At 42.5% G+C, this 19,032-nt stretch carries 15 protein-coding genes; 4 read left to right on the forward strand and 11 right to left on the reverse strand.

Translation table 11 applies throughout. The features are described from left to right. Positions 1 to 80: 80 nt before the first annotated feature. Complete coding sequence (locus ZA05_RS04870; RefSeq protein WP_157514523.1) at positions 81 to 1,328, forward strand: polysaccharide lyase family 1 protein; 1,248 nt, start codon at positions 81 to 83, stop codon at positions 1,326 to 1,328. Between the two features lie 9 nt (positions 1,329 to 1,337). Here the strand turns inward: ZA05_RS04870 and ZA05_RS04875 are convergent, their stop codons facing one another. The 11 genes from ZA05_RS04875 to kduI form a co-directional block, all read right to left on the reverse strand. Then, the gene (locus ZA05_RS04875) at positions 1,338 to 2,807 is read right to left on the reverse strand and encodes an Ig-like domain-containing protein (protein WP_053990554.1); all 1,470 of its coding nucleotides are present in this window, start codon (positions 2,805 to 2,807) and stop codon (positions 1,338 to 1,340) included. A 24-nt stretch (positions 2,808 to 2,831) separates the two neighbouring features. Next, positions 2,832 to 4,448 (reverse strand): UxaA family hydrolase, encoded by a 1,617-nt coding sequence (locus tag ZA05_RS04880; RefSeq protein ID WP_053990555.1) that lies wholly within the window; start codon positions 4,446 to 4,448, stop codon positions 2,832 to 2,834. A 5-nt stretch (positions 4,449 to 4,453) separates the two neighbouring features. After that, entirely contained in the window at positions 4,454 to 5,899 is a 1,446-nt protein-coding gene (locus tag ZA05_RS04885; protein WP_053990556.1) for a tagaturonate reductase, read from the reverse strand. Between the two features lie 31 nt (positions 5,900 to 5,930). Beyond that, positions 5,931 to 7,226, reverse strand: a complete 1,296-nt coding sequence (locus ZA05_RS04890) for a TRAP transporter large permease (RefSeq protein ID WP_053990557.1) — start codon at positions 7,224 to 7,226, stop codon at positions 5,931 to 5,933. Between the two features lies 1 nt (position 7,227). Then, positions 7,228 to 7,689: a TRAP transporter small permease gene (locus tag ZA05_RS04895; protein ID WP_053990558.1), complete on the reverse strand. Its 462-nt coding sequence runs from the start codon at positions 7,687 to 7,689 to the stop codon at positions 7,228 to 7,230. Position 7,690: 1 nt separating this feature from the next. Then, positions 7,691 to 8,668: a TRAP transporter substrate-binding protein gene (locus ZA05_RS04900; RefSeq protein ID WP_053990559.1), complete on the reverse strand. Its 978-nt coding sequence runs from the start codon at positions 8,666 to 8,668 to the stop codon at positions 7,691 to 7,693. Position 8,669: 1 nt separating this feature from the next. Then, entirely contained in the window at positions 8,670 to 9,341 is a 672-nt protein-coding gene (locus ZA05_RS04905) for a bifunctional 4-hydroxy-2-oxoglutarate aldolase/2-dehydro-3-deoxy-phosphogluconate aldolase (protein ID WP_053990560.1), read from the reverse strand. An 85-nt stretch (positions 9,342 to 9,426) separates the two neighbouring features. Beyond that, the gene (locus ZA05_RS04910) at positions 9,427 to 10,473 is read right to left on the reverse strand and encodes a sugar kinase (protein WP_053990561.1); all 1,047 of its coding nucleotides are present in this window, start codon (positions 10,471 to 10,473) and stop codon (positions 9,427 to 9,429) included. Between the two features lie 27 nt (positions 10,474 to 10,500). Next, complete coding sequence (gene uxaC / locus ZA05_RS04915; protein ID WP_053990562.1) at positions 10,501 to 11,895, reverse strand: glucuronate isomerase; 1,395 nt, start codon at positions 11,893 to 11,895, stop codon at positions 10,501 to 10,503. 18 nt (positions 11,896 to 11,913) lie between these two features. Further along, positions 11,914 to 12,699: a gluconate 5-dehydrogenase gene (locus ZA05_RS04920; protein WP_053990563.1), complete on the reverse strand. Its 786-nt coding sequence runs from the start codon at positions 12,697 to 12,699 to the stop codon at positions 11,914 to 11,916. Positions 12,700 to 12,704: 5 nt separating this feature from the next. Further along, the gene (gene kduI, locus ZA05_RS04925) at positions 12,705 to 13,541 is read right to left on the reverse strand and encodes a 5-dehydro-4-deoxy-D-glucuronate isomerase (RefSeq protein ID WP_053990564.1); all 837 of its coding nucleotides are present in this window, start codon (positions 13,539 to 13,541) and stop codon (positions 12,705 to 12,707) included. A 241-nt stretch (positions 13,542 to 13,782) separates the two neighbouring features. Between kduI and ZA05_RS04930 the strand changes: the two genes are divergently transcribed. From ZA05_RS04930 to ZA05_RS04940, 3 genes are all read left to right on the forward strand, one after another. Next, positions 13,783 to 16,083, forward strand: coding sequence for an FdhF/YdeP family oxidoreductase (locus tag ZA05_RS04930; protein WP_053990565.1), 2,301 nt, complete (start codon positions 13,783 to 13,785; stop codon positions 16,081 to 16,083). A 446-nt stretch (positions 16,084 to 16,529) separates the two neighbouring features. Continuing rightward, the gene (locus ZA05_RS04935; RefSeq protein WP_157514525.1) at positions 16,530 to 17,096 is read left to right on the forward strand and encodes a hypothetical protein; all 567 of its coding nucleotides are present in this window, start codon (positions 16,530 to 16,532) and stop codon (positions 17,094 to 17,096) included. A 602-nt stretch (positions 17,097 to 17,698) separates the two neighbouring features. Beyond that, the gene (locus ZA05_RS04940; protein ID WP_053990567.1) at positions 17,699 to 18,586 is read left to right on the forward strand and encodes a dienelactone hydrolase family protein; all 888 of its coding nucleotides are present in this window, start codon (positions 17,699 to 17,701) and stop codon (positions 18,584 to 18,586) included. The last annotated feature ends 446 nt before the right edge of the window (positions 18,587 to 19,032 follow it).

Here is a 19,032-nt window from a genome sequence, read left to right on the forward strand (position 1 = left end):
TATAGCACATGCGTATTTTAAGAGTCCTTTTTCTAATTACCACATTTTTATGCCTTGGCGAAAATTGTTTCGCACAAAATTTGGCATTTCCCACTGCCGAAGGTTTTGGAAAACACGCCTCTGGAGGAAGGGGCGGCTTCGTGTACAAGGTAACCAACCTCAACGATGACGGCGAAGGAAGCCTCAGGAAAGGCATCTTAAAAAACGGGGCACGTATCATTGTTTTTGAAGTTTCTGGGACTATTGAATTGCAAAAAAAATTAGACATCAACAAAGGGAATCTAACCATCTTGGGGCAAACGGCTCCCGGAGATGGAATTACCATCAAAGGATACCCTGCTACCATTAAAGCCGACAATGTCATCCTAAGGTATCTCAGATTTAGGATGGGTGATGTCCATCAAATTGAAGGCGATGCCCTAGGCTGCAGGAATACCAACAACGTCATTATAGACCATTGCTCCATTAGCTGGGGAACTGATGAAAATGCCTCCTTTTATAACAATAAAAATTTCACCTTTCAATGGAGTATCGTTTCCGAAGCACTTAACCGTTCTGTGCACCACAAAGGAGCTCATGGATACGGAGGCATTTGGGGTGGTGTCAGGGCTTCTTTTCATCACAACCTAATAGCACATAACAATAGTAGAAACCCACGCTTTAGCGGCTCTAAAACGACCCAAAATTCTGAAAACGAATTTGTGGATTTCAGAAATAATGTCATTTACAATTGGGGCGAAAATAGTATTTACGGCGGTGAAAAGGGACAGTACAACATCGTCAACAATTATTTCAAATCTGGCCCCGCTACGACCTCATCAAAACTGGACCGTATTGTGAGTCCTTCAATGCCCTACGGACAATTCTATGTCGATGGAAATTATGTTTACGGTCATGAAACAATCTCACAGGACAACTGGAAGGGTGGAGTCCAATGCGAAGACCCAATTCAAGCGAAATTAGAAGAACCTATTAGCATTGTAAACAATGTAACCACAAATACTGCACAAAAAGCCTTGGAATTGGTCTTACAGAAAGCAGGAGCCAGCCTGAATAAAGACGCTGTAGATATAAGAGTTATTGAGAATGTACTAAACGGAAACGCTTCCTACAAAAATGGCATTATTGATTCACAAAACAATGTAGGCGGTTGGCCTAGAATTCTCACTAAAGAAGGTCCAAAAGACAGTGATGCCGATGGCATTCCGGATGAATGGGAAACTCAAAATGGCTTAAACCCTCTCCAAAAAGATTCACACTTAAGCACAATAGACCCCAAATATTCAAATATAGAAGTCTATGCCAATAGTCTTGTTGAAAACAACTAAAGCTTCTATTTAATCTTGATACTCAAAGGCCCCTAAATCTGGTGCAGCCCCGGAGTAAGGCAAGCCAACATCAACTCCTTGATCAATTAAGTCACTAGTGGATACCAACTTTAAAAAATCAATATCCGGTAAGCTGCCATCCGCATTTCTCGGCGAGGCTAAAAGATCAATATCCAAACTCACAAAATCTGAAGCATCGGTCACCAAACCATCTTGCCATCCGTTATTGGAAATATCGGTTTGTGTAGCCGAATAAGAATCAGAATTGTTGCCTTCAAATGACAATGAATTTTTAATTAATAAGAAGTTAGCAATATTGTTATTACTAAAACTGATATTACGTCCGTTGTTATATGCCGAACAATTATACAATTCCACATCCCCTCTATTGCTATTATGATCAAACCCATCATAAATATTTCCGGCAGCAATACAGTTTTTATAAATGCCATGATGCTTTAAATCTTTGTCATCACTCCCACCAGTTTTAAAACCATTACCATCTCCTACACCAGGAGAACCATCCATTAAATACCCATTATTGAAGGCCCAACAATTTTCATAATAGGTGGTGATATTATCATTATCGCGCAAATATCCGTCCCAGCCATCATCTAAATTTTGCCAGGCGCGACAACCCACAAATTTATTGTCAGAACCCGCAGTCAATTTACAAGCAAATCCATCGGCATTTTCAAGGGTCGAATCGGCATTGTAAAAGGAATCGCAATTTAATATGGTGTTATTACTTCCTCCTCCTGAAATTTGCAACCCAGAGTCGGCATTCTCACTGAACGTACAAAATTCCACCAAATTATTATGTCCCGTAATATACATTCCGTTGTCCCCAGCTCCAAACACGTCTATCCCTTTAATATGCCAGTAATCTCCAGAAAGCTGTATTCCTCTATTACTTGAGTTTTCAGACATCGCAGAAAAATTAAATTGTGGACGCTCAGAGTCATCTGGATCACCCATGAAAATAATGGCATTTTCTGAAGTTCCATCTGCACTCATATTAATAGTAGATACAAATTGATATTCACCTCCTTTAACATAAATAATATCTCCTGCTGAAGCATTTATAATAGCCGAGGTAATTTCTTGACTGGTCTGAACAACTATTACTGGGCCAACTCCTACTCCTGATATGGTAAATGAACGTTCTCCAAAAACACCCGAACCATCTTGAGAAGTAGCCGTAACATTTACAGATCCATTAGACACAGCTGATAATAATCCATTGTTGGAAATCGTAGCTACCGAAGGATCTGAAACAGACCAAGTCACCGAGGTTTCTGTAGCATTCGCAGGTACAATTTGCACAGATAATTGACTACTTAACCCATCTGTTATTGTTTCGCCAAGTATGGTTATAGAAGTGACTTGAATCTCCTCAACATCCGAAGAATCATTACTACAACCAACCGCAAAAAACACTAAAGACAATACAAGTAACTGAAAACTAAACTTCCTCATATCAGGCAAATAATTAAATTAATATTATAGAGACACCCCTCTTTTCCAGGGTATAAAATCGTTTTGATTGAGCAGCTGCGCTTTGGTTTTCACCTCTCCGCTGGCCACTGCTACAATGTATTCCAACATCTCATCGGCCATTTCGGCAATGGACTTTTCTCCACGTATCACACCGCCTGTATCCACATCAATAATGTCTGGCATTTTCGTTGCCAATTCTGTATTGGAAGACACCTTTACGATTGGCGCTATAGGATTTCCTGTGGGTGTTCCCAAACCTGTGGTAAACAGTACCAAATTAGCTCCAGAACCTACCAAAGCTGTCGTACTCTCTACATCATTTCCTGGTGTACACAACAGGTTCAATCCTGCTTTATGAATGTATTCTCCATAATCCAACACATCCACAATAGGGGAAGTCCCTCCTTTTTTAGCAGCTCCAGCCGATTTCATGGCATCTGTAATCAAGCCATCTTTGATGTTTCCAGGGGAAGGGTTCATATCGAATCCTGAGCCTGCATCCACAACCGACTTCTCAAAAGCCTGCATCAACTGTAGAAACTTATTCGCTGATTCTTCTTCAACACATCTGTTTACCAATTCCTGCTCTACCCCACATAATTCCGGGAATTCGGCAAGAATAGCAGTGCCTCCCAAAGCCACCAACATATCAGACGTATAGCCCAATGTTGGGTTGGCAGAAATACCTGAAAACCCATCGGAACCACCACACTCCAAACCTACTTTCAATTTAGAAAGCGGTGCTGGTTGTCTTTTAATGTTATTGGCTTCTTTTATGCCCGCAAAGGATTCCTTGATAATAGTCGATAACATGTCATCTACCGTCCCCATTTGCTGTTGTTCAAATATTTGAACCGGCTTTTTATTATTCGGATTGATGGCTTCCAATGCATCCTTAAATATCTGAATCTGCAAATTTTGACAGCCTAAACTCAACACCGTAGCACCGGCAACGTTAGGATTGTTCACATAGCCCGCCAACAGTCTCGCCAAACTTTCAGAATCCTGACGAATCCCTCCACAACCTCCAGCATGAGTGATGAATTTCACTTCAACATTGTCAAACACACGGTTGGAAGTGGCATTTTGTAAATTGGCTTCATCCCCTTCTTCTCCATTCACCAAAGCCCTTAACAGCAATTGTTGTTGGCTTACTTGCTGTTGCAAAAGTTCCTTTTCAAAAACTTCCTTAAGCTTTTCGATATTTCTATTTTCACAGAATACCAAAGGGAAAAACAACCATACGTTTTCGGTTCCTACTTGTCCATCTTCCCTATGGTAGCCCATAAAGGTTCTATCTTTCCATTTATTAACTTCAGGAACCGACCAACCAATATCGCCCGTTTTCTTATATACCTTTTCACTTTGGTGCGTTACATTTTCGGTGGTAAGCACCTCACCCAACGCTATAGGCTGATTGCTTTTTCCAACCAATACACCATACATAATGATACGGTCATTCGTAGCAAAATTGGAAAGCGCTATTTTGTGTTTTGCTTTTACATTAGAAATCACTTTGATAGTGTTTCCCTCAAAGGTCACCTCCTCACCTGCATTCAAATCTATCAATGCTACGGCCACATTATCCGATGGATGGACCTTAATTAATTTCTCTTGCATAATGCTTAAATTTTGTCTTTAAACTCCTTCAAACCTTGTTCAATACCTTTAGTCTCTATTTCCTGTAAAGCTAACGTAATGGCACCTGTCAGACCTTCCACCTTATTTAAATCTTCTCCCCAAAACTCAACATTCCCCAAGGTTTCCTTGGCTACCTCATCAAGATTTGGCAACGCCCAAATGCGGTTGAACTCTGCTACCACTTCTTCACTATCATTCACAGGCAATGTCATTTCTTTCCATTGTCCTTTGTAAAATTGAATCAAGCAGGCCATAGCATAAGTCAAATGTTTTGGCAATGCTTGTTTTTCTGCCACATATTCCAAAAGGCTTGGCAATACGCGCACTTTAAATTTCGATACCGAATTCAACGCAATACTGGACAACAAGTGCTTGATAAACGGATTTCTAAATCTATCGAACACCTCATCTGCAAAGGTTTCCAATTCTGCTTTATCCATATCCAAGGTTGGAATGATTTCTTCAAACACCGCTTCATTCAAAAATGCTCCCGTAAAGGCATCATCAACAGACTGCTTTACCGTTTCGTTTCCATAGAGAATAGACAAGGGCACCAAAGCGGTATGCGCCCCATTCAGAATACGTACTTTTCGTGTTCTGTACGGTTGCATATTGTCAACAATCTTCACATCCAAACCAGTCTTTTCGAATGGTAATTTCTTCTTCAGCTCTTCCCCTCCTTCAATTACCCAAAGGAAAAAGGTTTCAGCAGTTACAATTAAATTATCCTTATAATCCAATAGGGCATTATAGCTCTCAATTTCATCTTTTGGATACCCAGGCACGATTCTATCTACCAAAGTATTATGGAAACTATTGTGCTCTTCAACCCACTGCTTAAAAGCATCTCCAAGCTCCCATTCCTCAACATATCTTAAAATGATTTCTTTAAGCGTATCAGAATTATAATTGATCAACTCACATGGAATAATAGTCAAGCCTTTTGTTGGATTTCCGTTGAAATATTGAAATCTGTGATACAACAAAGCCGTCAGTTTTCCTGGAAAAGACTTTTGCGGCTGCATATCTAAAGTATCATTGGCATCGTAAGCAATACCGGCTTCAGTCGTATTGGAAATCACAAATTCCAAACTTTCCTCTTGGGCCAAGGCCAAATACTGATCAAAATCGGTATACGGATTAATGCCTTTTACAATAGAGGTCACCAATTCCTTGTCACGGATTTCCTCACCTTTCTTGATACCGTTCATAAACAAGGTGTACAAACCATCTTGATCATTCAGCATATTCACCATCCCGTGTTCAATAGGCTGCACTACTGCAACACCTCCATTAAAACCTGCTTTTTTATTAAGCTCCTGAATTGCATAATCCACAAAAGCTCTTAAAAAGTTTCCTTCTCCAAATTGTACCACCTTGATTGGCAGTTTCTCGTTAATGCTTAGGTTTTCTCTATTTAATGTTTTCATTGTATGAAATTCTACGTTCGTAATTCAAATATTAAAGATCAAATAAGCTTGGTAACCACAACGACAATTGCGGAAAATAGGTCACCAAGAACAAAGCCAATATCATGGCCAAAAACAAAGGCACTAAAGGCTTTATTACTTTTTCGATGGTGGTTTTAGCAACACCAACCCCCACAAAAAGCACCGAACCTACCGGAGGCGTACAAAGCCCCACACAAAGGTTTAATACCATGATGATTCCAAAATGCACTGGATCCATTCCCAACTTGGTCACAACCGGTAAAAAGATGGGGGTAAAAATCAATACCGCTGGCGTCATATCCATAAACACTCCCACAAACAATAGGAGTAGGTTAATGATCAATAAAATAATGATTGGGTTATCGCTAATACCAAGCAATACCGAACTTATGTTCTGCGGAATACTTTCATAAGAAAGTACCCAAGACATACTCATGGAGGTTCCAATAAGCAACATTACAATTGCTGTTGTTGCCGAAGAATCCAATAAAATGCTCGGTAGGCTTTTAAAAGAAATTTCTTTGTAATAGAACCCTAGAAGCAAGGTGTACAACACTGCAATAGCCGAAGCTTCGGTAGCCGTGAAAATACCAGAAACAATTCCTCCAATAACCACGACCAGCAAAAACAAACTTGGTACAGCTACGATAAAGGTTTTGAACACTTCTCTTAAAGAACTGCGTTTTCCAAGCTTATATTTTTTCTTTTTAGCCCAAAAGGACGCGACAAGCATCAAAAACAATCCTGTTAAAATCCCAGGAATATATCCTGCCAAAAACAAGGCTGCAATAGATACCCCGCCACTGGCAAGAGAGTAAACGATCAATACATTACTTGGTGGAATTACCAATCCCGTAGTAGCAGAGGTAATGTTTACCGCTGCACCAAATTCTCTGGAATAACCTTCTTTTTCCATTTCCGGCCCTAAGATGCTCCCCATAGCTGAAGCAGATGCCATCGCCGATCCTGCAATTGCTCCCATCAACATGGCACCAATAACATTAATCAATGCCAAGCCCCCTGGTAATGCCCCTACCAAAGTTTTGGCAAAGGCAATGAGCCTATGGGCGATGCCTCCCTTATTCATGAGTTGCCCCGAGAGGACGAAAAAGGGGATTGCCAGCAAGGCAAAACTATCCAATCCTGTTCCTATACGCTGTGAAATAGTGGTAAAAGCAGGAATGGCAGGGATACTCACCAACATGGTCAATAAAGCCGAAATGGCAATACTCCAAGCCACAGGTACTCCAATGGCCAAAAAACACACAAAACTGAGTACTAAAACTAATATTGGGATGATATCCATGCTATAAGGTCTTTATAAAATCTGAAACTTTGTAATAAATGATAAGTAGGCCACTTAATGGAATCACCATGTACACGAAGGCCAACGGAATTTGCAGTGCCGGGGAATGTTGCCCCAACAAAAAGGTGATATACACCAATCGTATACCTCCCACAACCATCGCTGCAAAAGCAAATAGAATAATCAGGCCATACACCAATAAGTGCAATCTTCTTTGAACAGGCCTACTACTTCGCGAAGGAAGTACATCAATGGCTACGTGCATATTTCTTCCGGACACATAAGCTGCCCCTAAAACCCCTAACCAAATCATTAAGTAACGAGCCAACTCGTCGGTGAAGGAACTGGGCGTTCCCACCACAAAACGGGTAAAGACCTGCCACAGTACATTTACCACCATAACGCTCATGATAATAATGAGCGCTTTGCTTAACACATTGTCTATTTTTTCTCGAAGCACCATATTATTCGGTTTCCTTAATTTGTTGGATTAAACGATACATTTCAGGATTGCTTTTGTATTGCTCGTAAATGCCTTGCACCTTATCTGAAAAGAGTGTTTTGTCCGGTCTAATGATTTCCACACCTGCTTTTTGCACCTCTCTCAAAGCTTCCGCTTCCGCTTCCGCCCACAATTCACGTTGGTATACCACCGATTTGTCCACAGCTTCCTGCAACCACTCCTTTTCTTGATCAGAAAGGCGCTCCCAAAGGTGCGTTCCAATCAATAAAACGTCTGGTAGTGCCGTATGCTCGTCCAAACTGTAATACTTACAAACTTCGTAGTGACGTGAGAGATAAAAACTAGGCGGATTGTTCTCAGCGCCATCTACAACACCTTGTTGCAATGAGGTGTACAATTCTCCCCAAGAAATAGGCGTTGGCGAACCCCCAAGACTTTTAACCATGTCAATGGCGGTCACACTTTCCATAACGCGAATCTTCAACCCTTTTAAATCCTCTGGTGTATGAATAGGTTTCTCCTTTGTGTAAAAGCTTCGGCTACCTGCATCGTAGTACGCCAAACCTTTCAGCCAGTATTTAGTACCGCCATCCAACAATTGTTCACCAATAGGGCCGTCCAACACTTCAAATGAATGAGAGCGATCCCTAAACAAGAAAGGAATCCCAAACACCTTCATATTTGGGGAGAAGTTCTCCATCACCCCAGAAGATACTTTGGTCATGTCCAAACTACCTATCTGAAGTAACTCCAAACACTCCCTTTCGGTCCCCAATTGTTGGCTGGGGTATATTTCCAATTGCATTTTTCCTCCTGAAATTTGGGCCAGGTCCTCGCCCATTTTTTCCATGGCCTTGTGTACCGAATGGTTCACGTCCAAACCATGGCCTAGTTTAATAACGCGATGTTCCTGAAGGTCGCTACAGCCCATAAGCAATAGTCCCAAAAAGGAAAAAGCTACAATTAGTTTATGATGCATGCTACTTGTTTTGTACTTTTTTAATGATATCCAAAGCCTCTCTTACTTTAGCTTCCAGACCTTTAAAATCTTTATTCGCTAAGATATCTTTAGAAATAAGTTTCGACCCCATTCCCACACAGGTTACACCAGCATCAAACCAAGCTTTTAAATTTTCTTCGGTTGGTGATACGCCACCTGTAGGCATTATGGAAGTCCAAGGCTGTGGGCCCTTTACGCCTTTTACAAATTGAGGTCCGTAAATATCTCCTGGGAACAACTTTACAATCTCACAGCCCAATTCCTCGGCACGTGCAATTTCAGTCAAGGTTCCGCATCCAGGAGACCATAATACTTTTCTGCGGTTACATACCACCGCGATATCTTCACGCAATACTGGAGTTACCACAAAATTGGCTCCCAATTGCATATACAATGAGGCTGCTCCCGCATCGGTTACCGAACCTACACCCAAAATCATTCCCGGCAGGTTGGCATTGGCATATTTTACCAATTCCCCAAACACCTCATGGGCAAAATCCCCTCTAGAGGTAAATTCCATTAAGCGGGCACCCCCGCCATAACAGGCCTTTAATACATTTTTGCTTAATTCTATATCTCTGTGGAAAAACAAAGGAACCATCCCTGTTTCTTTCATCACACTAGCCACTTCTAGTCTTGAATATTGTGCCATTTTAGTTTACTATTGAAGATGGGCCTACATGTTGGGAATTAGACTAACCCAACATGTATGTACCCAATATTTATTGTCTATTGAATTATCTCGCTACTCTTCCGGAAGCATCTCCTCCCATCAATTTTTTAACCTCATCGATGGTTACCAAGTTAGCATCACCTTTAATGGTGTGTTTCAAACAGGATGCTGCTACCGCAAAATCCAATGCGTTTTGATCATCTTCCGGATATTCCAACAATCCGTAGATCAATCCTCCCATAAAGGAATCTCCACCACCTACACGGTCTACGATATCGGTGATTTGGTACTGACGGGTTTCAAACATTGTTTTACCATCGTATAATACCCCTGCCCATGTGTTGTGGGATGCCGAAATAGAACCTCTCAAGGTCGTGATCACTTTTTTGGCCTTTGGGAATTTCTCCATCATTTGTTGACATACAGACAAGAACGCTTCTGCTTTCACATTATGTCCTTCTGTTTGTACTGAAATCCCTTCTGGCTTGATTCCAAAGTGCATTTCTGCATCTTCTTCATTTCCTAGAACGACATCACAGTAAGCCGTCAATTCGGTCATGATTTTTTCTCTATGGGCCGCATCACAATACTTCCATAATTTAGCACGGTAGTTCAAATCGGTTGAAATGGTAATCCCCTTAGCACTTGCCGCTTTTACAGCTTCCAAGCACACATCGGCAGCACTTTGGGAAATAGCTGGTGTAATCCCAGTCCAGTGGAACCATCCTGCGCCTTCAAATACCTGATCCCAATCAATCATTCCCGGTTGAATTTCACTAATGGCAGAATGCGCTCTGTCATACACTACTTTAGAACCACGGGATACAGCTCCAGTTTCCAAAAAGTAGATTCCCAAACGGTCACCACCAAAGATGATGTTTTGTGTGTTTACCCCTCTTTTACGCATTTCCATAAGGGCACATTCTCCAATATCGTTTTTAGGTAATCTGGTCACAAAATCTACAGGAACCCCATAATTTGCCAACGACACAGCAACATTGGATTCTCCTCCTCCGTACACTACATCAAACGAATTGGTCTGTGAAAATCTCAAAAATCCTGGAGGCGCCAAGCGCAACATAATCTCTCCAAAAGTGACTACTTTTTTCATTGGTATGTATTGTTTTTTATTAGTTTATTAAAATTTAAAATATTCGTTTGCATTGTTATAACTGATGTCAGACACCAGTTTGCCAATCCATTCCATATCGTTTGGCAATTCACCTCTGTGCATTTCGTTTCCAAACAGGTTACACAACACTCTACGGAAATATTCATGGCGCGGGAAAGACATAAAGCTTCTGGAATCGGTTAACATTCCAATAAAGCAACTGATCAATCCCATATTGGACAGGGCGTTCATTTGTTTTTCCATCCCATCCTTTTGGTCCAAGAACCACCAACCAGAGCCCAATTGCACTTTCCCTTTGATAGTACCATCATTGAAGTTTCCAATCATGGTAGCCATCACCTCGTTATCTGCCGGGTTTAGGTTGTACAAAATAGTCTTGGTCAATTTGTCTTTGGTATCCAAAGCATTTAAGAACTTCGACAAGGTCTCTGCTTGGGAATAATCGCCAATAGAATCCCATCCTGTATCTGGCCCCAATTGTGCCAACATACGGGTATTGTTATTTCTTAAAGCTCCTAAGTGGTACTGTTGCACCCAGCCCAACTCGTGATAAGTTTCAGCTAAGTATAGCAACAGGGCTGTTTCAAATTGAAGCACCTCAGTACGACTCAAAGCTTTCCCTTCTCGTTTCTTGGAGAAAATAGCTTTCACTTCACTTTCGGTAGCAGGTTCAAATGAAATTTGGTTCAATCCGTGGTCTGACAAGCGACAACCATGTTCATGGAAATAGTCGATACGCTTGCGCAAAGCCGTTTTCAAATCGTCATAAGTACGAATGTCCATTTCAGCCACCTTTTCAAGACTGTCCAAATAGGCATTGAAGGCCTCGCTACCTATCATGATGGCCTTATCCGGTCTAAAAGCGGTGCTCATTTTCACTGTAGCATCGCTTTGTGCCAATCTCGCGTGATGATCTAAAGAATCTATTGGATCTTCGGTAGTACATACTACCTCCACGTTCATTTTCTTCAACAAGTTTTGGCAGCTATAGCCTGGCGAGTTCAACATCTCTGCTGTTTTTGCATACACAGCATCGGCAGTCTTCTCGCTCAACAGATCGTACACGTCGTAATAACGTGCCAGCTCCAAATGCGTCCAATGGTACAAAGGGTTACGCATGGTATAAGGCACCGTTTTGGCCCAATGCGAAAACTTCTCCTTATCGGAAGCATTTCCTGTGATGTAAGTTTCATCTACACCCAAGGTACGCATGGCGCGCCATTTATAATGGTCGCCATTAATCCAAATCTTGGTAATGTTTTCAAACACGGTATCATTGGCAATATCTGCCGGCGGCAAATGGCAATGGTAATCTATAATAGGCATTTTGGCCGCGTAGTTGTGGTACAACTCTTGGGCCTGCTTCGTTTCTAACAGAAAATTATCATGTATAAATGACATATCCTTTTTTGTTTGTTGTTAATCTTCGTTGGACGGTTTCCCAATGGTTGCCAGGATTCCCCCATCCACATATACAATTTGGCCATTGACAAAGTCACTAGCTCTAGACGCCAAGAACACAGCTGTTCCGGCTAAATCTTCTGGATTCCCCCAACGTGCAGAAGGGGTTCTGTTGATGATAAATTCATTGAAAGGGTGTCCATCCACACGGATAGGTGCCGTTTGCGAGGTCGCAAAATACCCAGGACCAATCCCATTCACCTGAATGTTGTACTTAGCCCATTCAGTAGCAAGGTTACGTGTAAGCATCTTCAAACCACCTTTGGCTGCAGCATAGGCACTTACGGTATTACGTCCCAATTCACTCATCATGGAGCAGATATTGATAATCTTTCCACCACCGCTCTTCACCATGCGGTTACCCACTAGTTGCGCCATGATAAAGGCACCAACCAAGTCTACATCAACCACACGTCTAAACTCATCTATTTTCATCGTCAAGGCAGGTTCTCTTTTAATGATCCCGGCGTTGTTCACCAGGATATCAATCTCGCCCTGTTCCTGTACCATTTGCTCCACCATCTGTGCTGCCAAGGTTTCATCGGTTACATCAAAGAGATAGCCCGATGCTTGATAGCCCTTGCCACGGTAGTGCTCTAGAGCCGCTTCCAATTTGGCTGGTGTGGTACTGGTTATGATCAATTGCGCGCCTGCGTCTGCCAGTCCTTCGGCCATAGCCATTCCAAGACCATGGGTTCCTCCTGTGACCAAGGCAATTTTTCCCGTTAAATCAAATAGTGTCATAGGGCCTATCTTAATTCGTTAGGAGTGCGGGTATCCATATCGCCATAGTCTAGGTTCTCCCCAGCCATTCCCCAAATAAAGGCGTAGTTGGACGTTCCCGATCCGGAGTGGATAGACCACTCTGGCGACAATACCGCCTGATTGCTTTCCATAAAAATATGGCGTGTATGTTCTGGCTCTCCCATAAAGTGACTAATGGTTTGCCCTTCTTCCAAATCGAAATAGAAATAGGCCTCCATACGTCTGGTGTGGGTATGGGCAGGCATCGTGTTCCATACATTCCCTGGCAACAACTCGGTCAATCCCATTTGCAATTGACAGGTCTTTACAATGCTGTTCACGATCAATTTGTTCAAGATGCGCTTGTTGGCATACTTCTCGTCTCCAAGTTCAATAACTTCGGCATTTTCCTTCCCAACTTTCATCGTTGGGTATTTTGTATGGGCCGGTGCTGAATTGATATAGAACAAGGCCTGTTCTCCTTCGGCACTGGCAAACACCACATCCTTGGTTTCTCTTCCAATGTATAGCGCCTCCTTCTTAGCCAATTCAAACACTTCGCCGTCTACGGTTACGGTTCCTCGACCGCCCACATTTACAATTCCCATTTCCCTGCGGTCCAAAAAGTTCTCAGACTTTAAGTAAGGAATGGTTTCCAGCTTCAATTCTTTACCAACAGGCATAGCCCCTCCAACCACATACCTATCGTACATGGAATACGTCAAATTAATCTGATCCTCAACGAATAAGTTAGGGATTAAAAAGTGTTGGCGTAATTCCTCTGTTCCGTAGGCTCTGGCATCAACTGGATGGGATGCATACCTAAATTCTGAATGTGTCATATCTTAGTTTTATGTAATCGATTACACAAATATAATATAAATTATGATATATCCTATCATTTCACCCCTGCCCCAACAAAAAAAACCACGAATGCCCTTTATTCGCGGTTGTTGCGGCATTATGAATTTCACATAAAAAATACGGTTAATTTGCGATAAATTAAAACACATCCCTCTAAAAATTGTAATTTTATCCCTTTGTTACAAATCATGCCCTTTTACAGGTTAAATACAGTACCCCATGAGCAAATCCCGCAAGCGCGATATCAATATACATAGCAACCCAGAATTCACAGGTCTAGAACTCACATCTCCAGGCCAATATGCAGCCGGCCCACCCGCCATAAAGGTAGCCTTTGAGCATATTTATAAGGAAATGGGCATTGTACGTGGCTTGCGCACCCTATCGCACATGAACCAAAAAGGTGGTTTTGACTGTCCTGGTTGCGCATGGCCCGATCCTGAAAAGCGTTCCAACCTTGGGGAATATTGCGAAAATGGCGCCAAAGCCCTTGCCGAAGAAGCCACAACCAAAAAGGTAGATCGTGACTTTTTCAGTAAATATTCGGTGGAGGAACTTTCACGTTGGTCCGACTATGAAATAGGCCGCAGTGGGCGCTTGATGGAGCCTATGGTACTGCGCCCCAATAGCATTCATTACGAACCCATCTCTTGGGCCGAGGCCTTTAGCCTTATTGCAGGGCAGTTGCACAGCCTTCAACATCCAGACGAGGCCATTTTTTACACCTCGGGACGCTCCAGTAACGAGGCGGCCTTTTTGTACGGTCTGTTCGCCCGTGCTTTTGGCACCAACAACATGCCCGACTGCTCCAACATGTGCCACGAATCCAGTGGGGTTGGACTCTCGGAAACCTTAGGGATCGGCAAAGGATCGGTGACGTTGGAAGACTTTAACAAAGCCGAAGTGGTGATGGTCATTGGTCAGAATCCCGGCACCAACCACCCACGTATGTTGTCGGCCCTTGAAAAATGTAAGAGCAATGGCGGCACAGTGATTAGTGTCAATCCGTTGGAAGAAGCTGGCCTGATTCGATTTAAAAACCCACAGGAAGTGAATGGTCTTTTAGGAAGTGGCGTAGCCCTTACCGACATTCACCTTCAAGTGAAAATCAACCAGGATATTGCCCTGTTGAAACTCATCCAAAAACGTTTGGCCGCTTTGGACCAACAAGGGCAGCAAGTATTTGATCATGAATTCATCAAAACCTACACCCATGGTTATGATGCCTTTATCAAAAACCTTGGCAACGATTCGGAAGCAGCCCTGCTGAACGCCTGTGGCGTCCCTTCGCACCTCATTGACGATGTGGTCAACATCCTAGCCAAATCAAGCAAGATTATTATCTGTTGGGCCATGGGCCTTACACAACATAAAAACGGTGTCGATAACATTAAGGAATGCGTCAACCTGCTCTTGTTGAAAGGTAGTCTTGGCAAGCCCGGTGCGGGTACCTGTCCCGTACGTGGACACAGCAACGTACAAGGTGACCGTACCGTAGGGATCATGCACTATGTGTCCAAAAACTACAACCAAGCCGTAAAGGACACCTTCAATTTTGACCCGCCCACCAAGTCGGGTTATGATGTAGTACACGCCATACAAGCCATGCACAATAAAGACGCTAAGGTATTTATAGGCTTGGGCGGCAACTTTGTCTCAGCAGCCTCAGATACCGAATTTACAGCCGAAGCCCTGCAGCGCTGTGAACTCACCGTGCAGATCAGCACCAAATTGAACAGAAGCCACCTTATCACTGGGCAAACTGCCTTGATACTGCCTACTTTGGGCCGTTCGGAAATTGACATGAAAGGCAACTCGCGTCGTCATTTAACCGTAGAAAACAGTATGGGTGTGGTACACCAAACCAAAGGTATGTTGCCACCTGCCTCCTCGCATTTAAAGAGCGAGCCCGAAATAGTCTCAGGTATTGCCCATGCTTATTTCCAAGGGAACCACCCTGTAGATTGGCTCTCTTTGGGGTCTAACTATGATTTGGTACGTGAGAAATTAGGGCAAGTGGTCCAAGGTTTTAAGGATGTAAATACCAAATCTAAAGATGGTGGCTATTACTTACCCAACAATGTACGCCGTTTAGACTTTAGCCGACTGCCCAACCAACGGGCCCAGTTCAGTATTACCCAAGCGCCTAAACACGAGTTGGATGAGGGTGAATATTTATTAATGACCATTCGTTCGCACGATCAGTTCAACACCACCATCTATGGGTTGGACGACCGTTACCGTGGCATCCATAACGAGCGCCGTGTGATCTTGATGAACCCTAAGGACATGGACCAAGCAGGCTTTGCCCAACGCGATGTGGTGAACATCATGAGCCATTACAACGGTGTGGAGCGCAAGGTGCACGGGTTTATTGTAGTTGCCTACAATATTCCACAGGGGAATTTAGCAGCTTATTTCCCAGAAACCAATGCCTTGATTCCTATTGATCAGTTTGCGGATAAGAGTCATACACCAATTAGTAAGTCGATTAAGGTGAGTTTGGAGCTTCGTAGTTGATATAACGCATTGAAGTTGTGAGTTGATTTTGTTAGCGGTGTAAATTTTCTTTTGCTTTCTCAACATATGTTCATTTTATTCATCCATTTTATTTGTAGGTATTCATGAATGCTCTGCATTTGCCTTGATGCAATCCTTCGTCACGCTCAGGATAAACCAAGCCAAAAAATCAAGTCTGCAGTGCTTATTCACCCAACAACACCTTACGCCCTAAATAAAAAGAACTCGGTTTTACTCTCGTAAAACCTCAAACTACCTTTTTATTTTACGGCAGTTTCAGCGGTTGGGTCCCGAAGTCTCACATGAGGACGAAAAATACCATTAACCTTTTAAAAAACCCCTTTTCAATTTCTTGTATAAATTTCAATTGTAAGAAAATATTTTAGATTTGTAGCAGCACAAAACTTAACCAACCAACTATTGTATTGACACCTTCCTCCAATCCCATGAAAAAACTTCTCTTCTTATTCTCAATTTTATCCTTTACAATTACATACGCACAATATGCTCCCGGTAACATATTCTTCAACGATGGAACTTTTTCCAAAGGATTAATAACAATGACCGATGAAGGAGGTATAAAATTTAAGAAAGCTAAAGATTCTACAGTTATTTATTATGACCACAGCGAAATTGAAGGCTTTGATTATAAAGGAAAACGACTAAAATATGTAAAAGTATATAGTGATGAACCGCCAAGACTTCTGAATGAAAAGATTAAAGGAAAGATAACTTTATATAACGATGATGTTCCCGCGTATAACTTTCTCGGAACTCCAAACACCGCATTTGGAGGCCAACCTATTGGCTCTATAGAAGTAGACTTGTTTTACCATTTTATAAAAATGGACGGAGAAATTATTCCCATTGGTATTAGAATCAAAAAGAAGCATTTAGAACTTTTCAACTCTTGCCCTTCCTTAATCCAAAAAATTGAAACCAAAGAATTCAAAAGGAAACATATCTATGACATCATTTCGTATTACAATGAACATTGTGGACAAGAGTCATAAACCAATTAGTAAATCGATTAAGGTTGGCATTGCTAAGCACCCAACCTTTCACTTGCCATCACTTTCTATTCATTTTCTTTGCTCGTTCGAAGAAAACGAACCAAAAGACCAGCCTGCCGGCTGGCAGGAATGACGCCCTGTCGATAGGCATTTTTGTGCTTCTTTCAAAATCCCAAAACGGTTCACAAATTCCTGAACTTGGTCCAAGGCTTCCCAAGTTTTTAACGGAATTTGCTCTCTATGCTTACGACAGGTACTTCCGCTTCCAGCGGAATATGATTTTGAATAATACTATGCACAACTTTTAAAACCCCATTCCGCTAGAAGCGGAACACGGCGATCTGCAGAAATAGGGAGCGGAGAAACGGAAGTGCAACGCGCAGCGTTTAGCATGTAGCTTCGGGAGTGAACGGTAACTGCCAGCGGCAGTTAATTTCCCCAGACCGTCTTGATCTTTTGGTTCGTTTTGCATCAAGGCAAAATGAACGCACAACACACACCTCCCTTTCAAGACTTTTCGTATCTTAGAAAGCCTTTGCACATAGTATTCTACATAACGCATAGTACCAAAGTCAAAGATTACGAACCTAAAATTCGCAGTTATGAAACCTATAAAAAAAGAAGACCTCAACCCCGAGGTATTTGAACTATACGATGCCTACGCCCATAACAAACTAGACCGCCGCCAGTTTATTGAAAAGTTGTCTTTATATGCTATTGGCGGGCTAACGGTTACCTCTCTGCTGAGCTTTATTTCGCCCAATTATGTGGATACCTTGGAGGTACCTGCAGACGACCAGCGACTGAATTCCTTTTTCATCCAATACCCTTCCCCAAAAGGTGGAGGCGATATTAAAGGTCTGTTATCACAACCCAAAGACACCAAAGGGCCCTTGCCCGGTATTGTGGTAGTACACGAAAATCGTGGACTGAACCCCTATATTGAAGATGTTGGCAGGCGTGCCGCTTTGGAAGGCTTTATTTCCTTGGCCCCCGATGCCCTCACCCCTTTAGGTGGCTACCCCGGCAATGACGACGATGGGCGTGCGCTTCAGAAACAGCGCGACCGTAATGAGATGCTGGAAGACTTTATTGCCGCCTACGAATACTTAAAATCGCATCCTAATTGTAACGGCAAGGTAGGTGTGGTTGGTTTTTGCTTTGGAGGCTGGATATCGAACATGATGGCAGTAAAAGTACCCACCCTAGGTGCCGCTGTACCCTTTTATGGAAGTCAGCCTAACGATGAGGAAACGGCCCAAATAAAAGCACCGCTATTGCTGCACTATGCCGAACTGGATACCCGTGTCAATGCAGGATGGCCCGCCTATGAAGCCTCCCTTAAAAACCACAACATTTCGTATACAGCCTATATGTACCCAGGGGTACACCATGGGTTCCATAACAATACAACCCCAAGGTATGATGCGTCTGCTGCGGCTTTAGCTTGGGAACGAACTATTGCGTTTTTTAAAGCAAAATTGGTGTAGGGTATTAATGCTCTTTTATTCATTCATTTTATTTAAAGATTTTCATGTATACTCTATTGTCTTGATACAAAAGAGCCAAAAAATCAAGTCTGCATGTGTTTGTTCACCCAACAGCACTTCACGACCTGAATAAAAAGAACTCGGTTTTACCCTCGTAAAACCTCAAAAAGCTTTTTATTTCACGGCCGTTTCAGCGGTTGGGTCCCGAAGTCTCACATGAGGACGAAAAAAAATACCACTAAACCTTTTAAAACCCTTTTTCGCTACGGGCGGAACACGGCGGTCTGCAGAAATAGGGAGCGGAGAAGCGGAAGTGCAACGCGTAGCGTTTAGCATGTAGCTTCGGGAGTGAACGGTAACTGCCAGCGGCAGTTAATTTCCTCAGACCGTCTTGATTTTTTGGTTCGTTTTGCATCAAGGCAAAATGAACGTAGCAAGACAGCAAG

Source organism: Mangrovimonas sp. TPBH4 (genome assembly GCF_001280505.1).
GTDB lineage: Bacteria > Bacteroidota > Bacteroidia > Flavobacteriales > Flavobacteriaceae > Mangrovimonas_A.

Coding starts and splice junctions, on each gene's coding strand:
- ZA05_RS04875 (WP_053990554.1), bottom strand. CDS start 2,807: ATGAGGAAGTTTAGTTTTCAGTTACTTGTATTGTCTTTAGTGTTTTTT.
- ZA05_RS04880 (WP_053990555.1), bottom strand. CDS start 4,448: ATGCAAGAGAAATTAATTAAGGTCCATCCATCGGATAATGTGGCCGTA.
- ZA05_RS04885 (WP_053990556.1), bottom strand. CDS start 5,899: ATGAAAACATTAAATAGAGAAAACCTAAGCATTAACGAGAAACTGCCA.
- ZA05_RS04890 (WP_053990557.1), bottom strand. CDS start 7,226: ATGGATATCATCCCAATATTAGTTTTAGTACTCAGTTTTGTGTGTTTT.
- ZA05_RS04895 (WP_053990558.1), bottom strand. CDS start 7,689: ATGGTGCTTCGAGAAAAAATAGACAATGTGTTAAGCAAAGCGCTCATT.
- ZA05_RS04900 (WP_053990559.1), bottom strand. CDS start 8,668: ATGCATCATAAACTAATTGTAGCTTTTTCCTTTTTGGGACTATTGCTT.
- ZA05_RS04905 (WP_053990560.1), bottom strand. CDS start 9,341: ATGGCACAATATTCAAGACTAGAAGTGGCTAGTGTGATGAAAGAAACA.
- ZA05_RS04910 (WP_053990561.1), bottom strand. CDS start 10,473: ATGAAAAAAGTAGTCACTTTTGGAGAGATTATGTTGCGCTTGGCGCCT.
- uxaC (WP_053990562.1), bottom strand. CDS start 11,895: ATGTCATTTATACATGATAATTTTCTGTTAGAAACGAAGCAGGCCCAA.
- ZA05_RS04920 (WP_053990563.1), bottom strand. CDS start 12,699: ATGACACTATTTGATTTAACGGGAAAAATTGCCTTGGTCACAGGAGGA.
- kduI (WP_053990564.1), bottom strand. CDS start 13,541: ATGACACATTCAGAATTTAGGTATGCATCCCATCCAGTTGATGCCAGA.
- ZA05_RS04930 (WP_053990565.1), top strand. CDS start 13,783: ATGAGCAAATCCCGCAAGCGCGATATCAATATACATAGCAACCCAGAA.
- ZA05_RS04935 (WP_157514525.1), top strand. CDS start 16,530: ATGAAAAAACTTCTCTTCTTATTCTCAATTTTATCCTTTACAATTACA.
- ZA05_RS04940 (WP_053990567.1), top strand. CDS start 17,699: ATGAAACCTATAAAAAAAGAAGACCTCAACCCCGAGGTATTTGAACTA.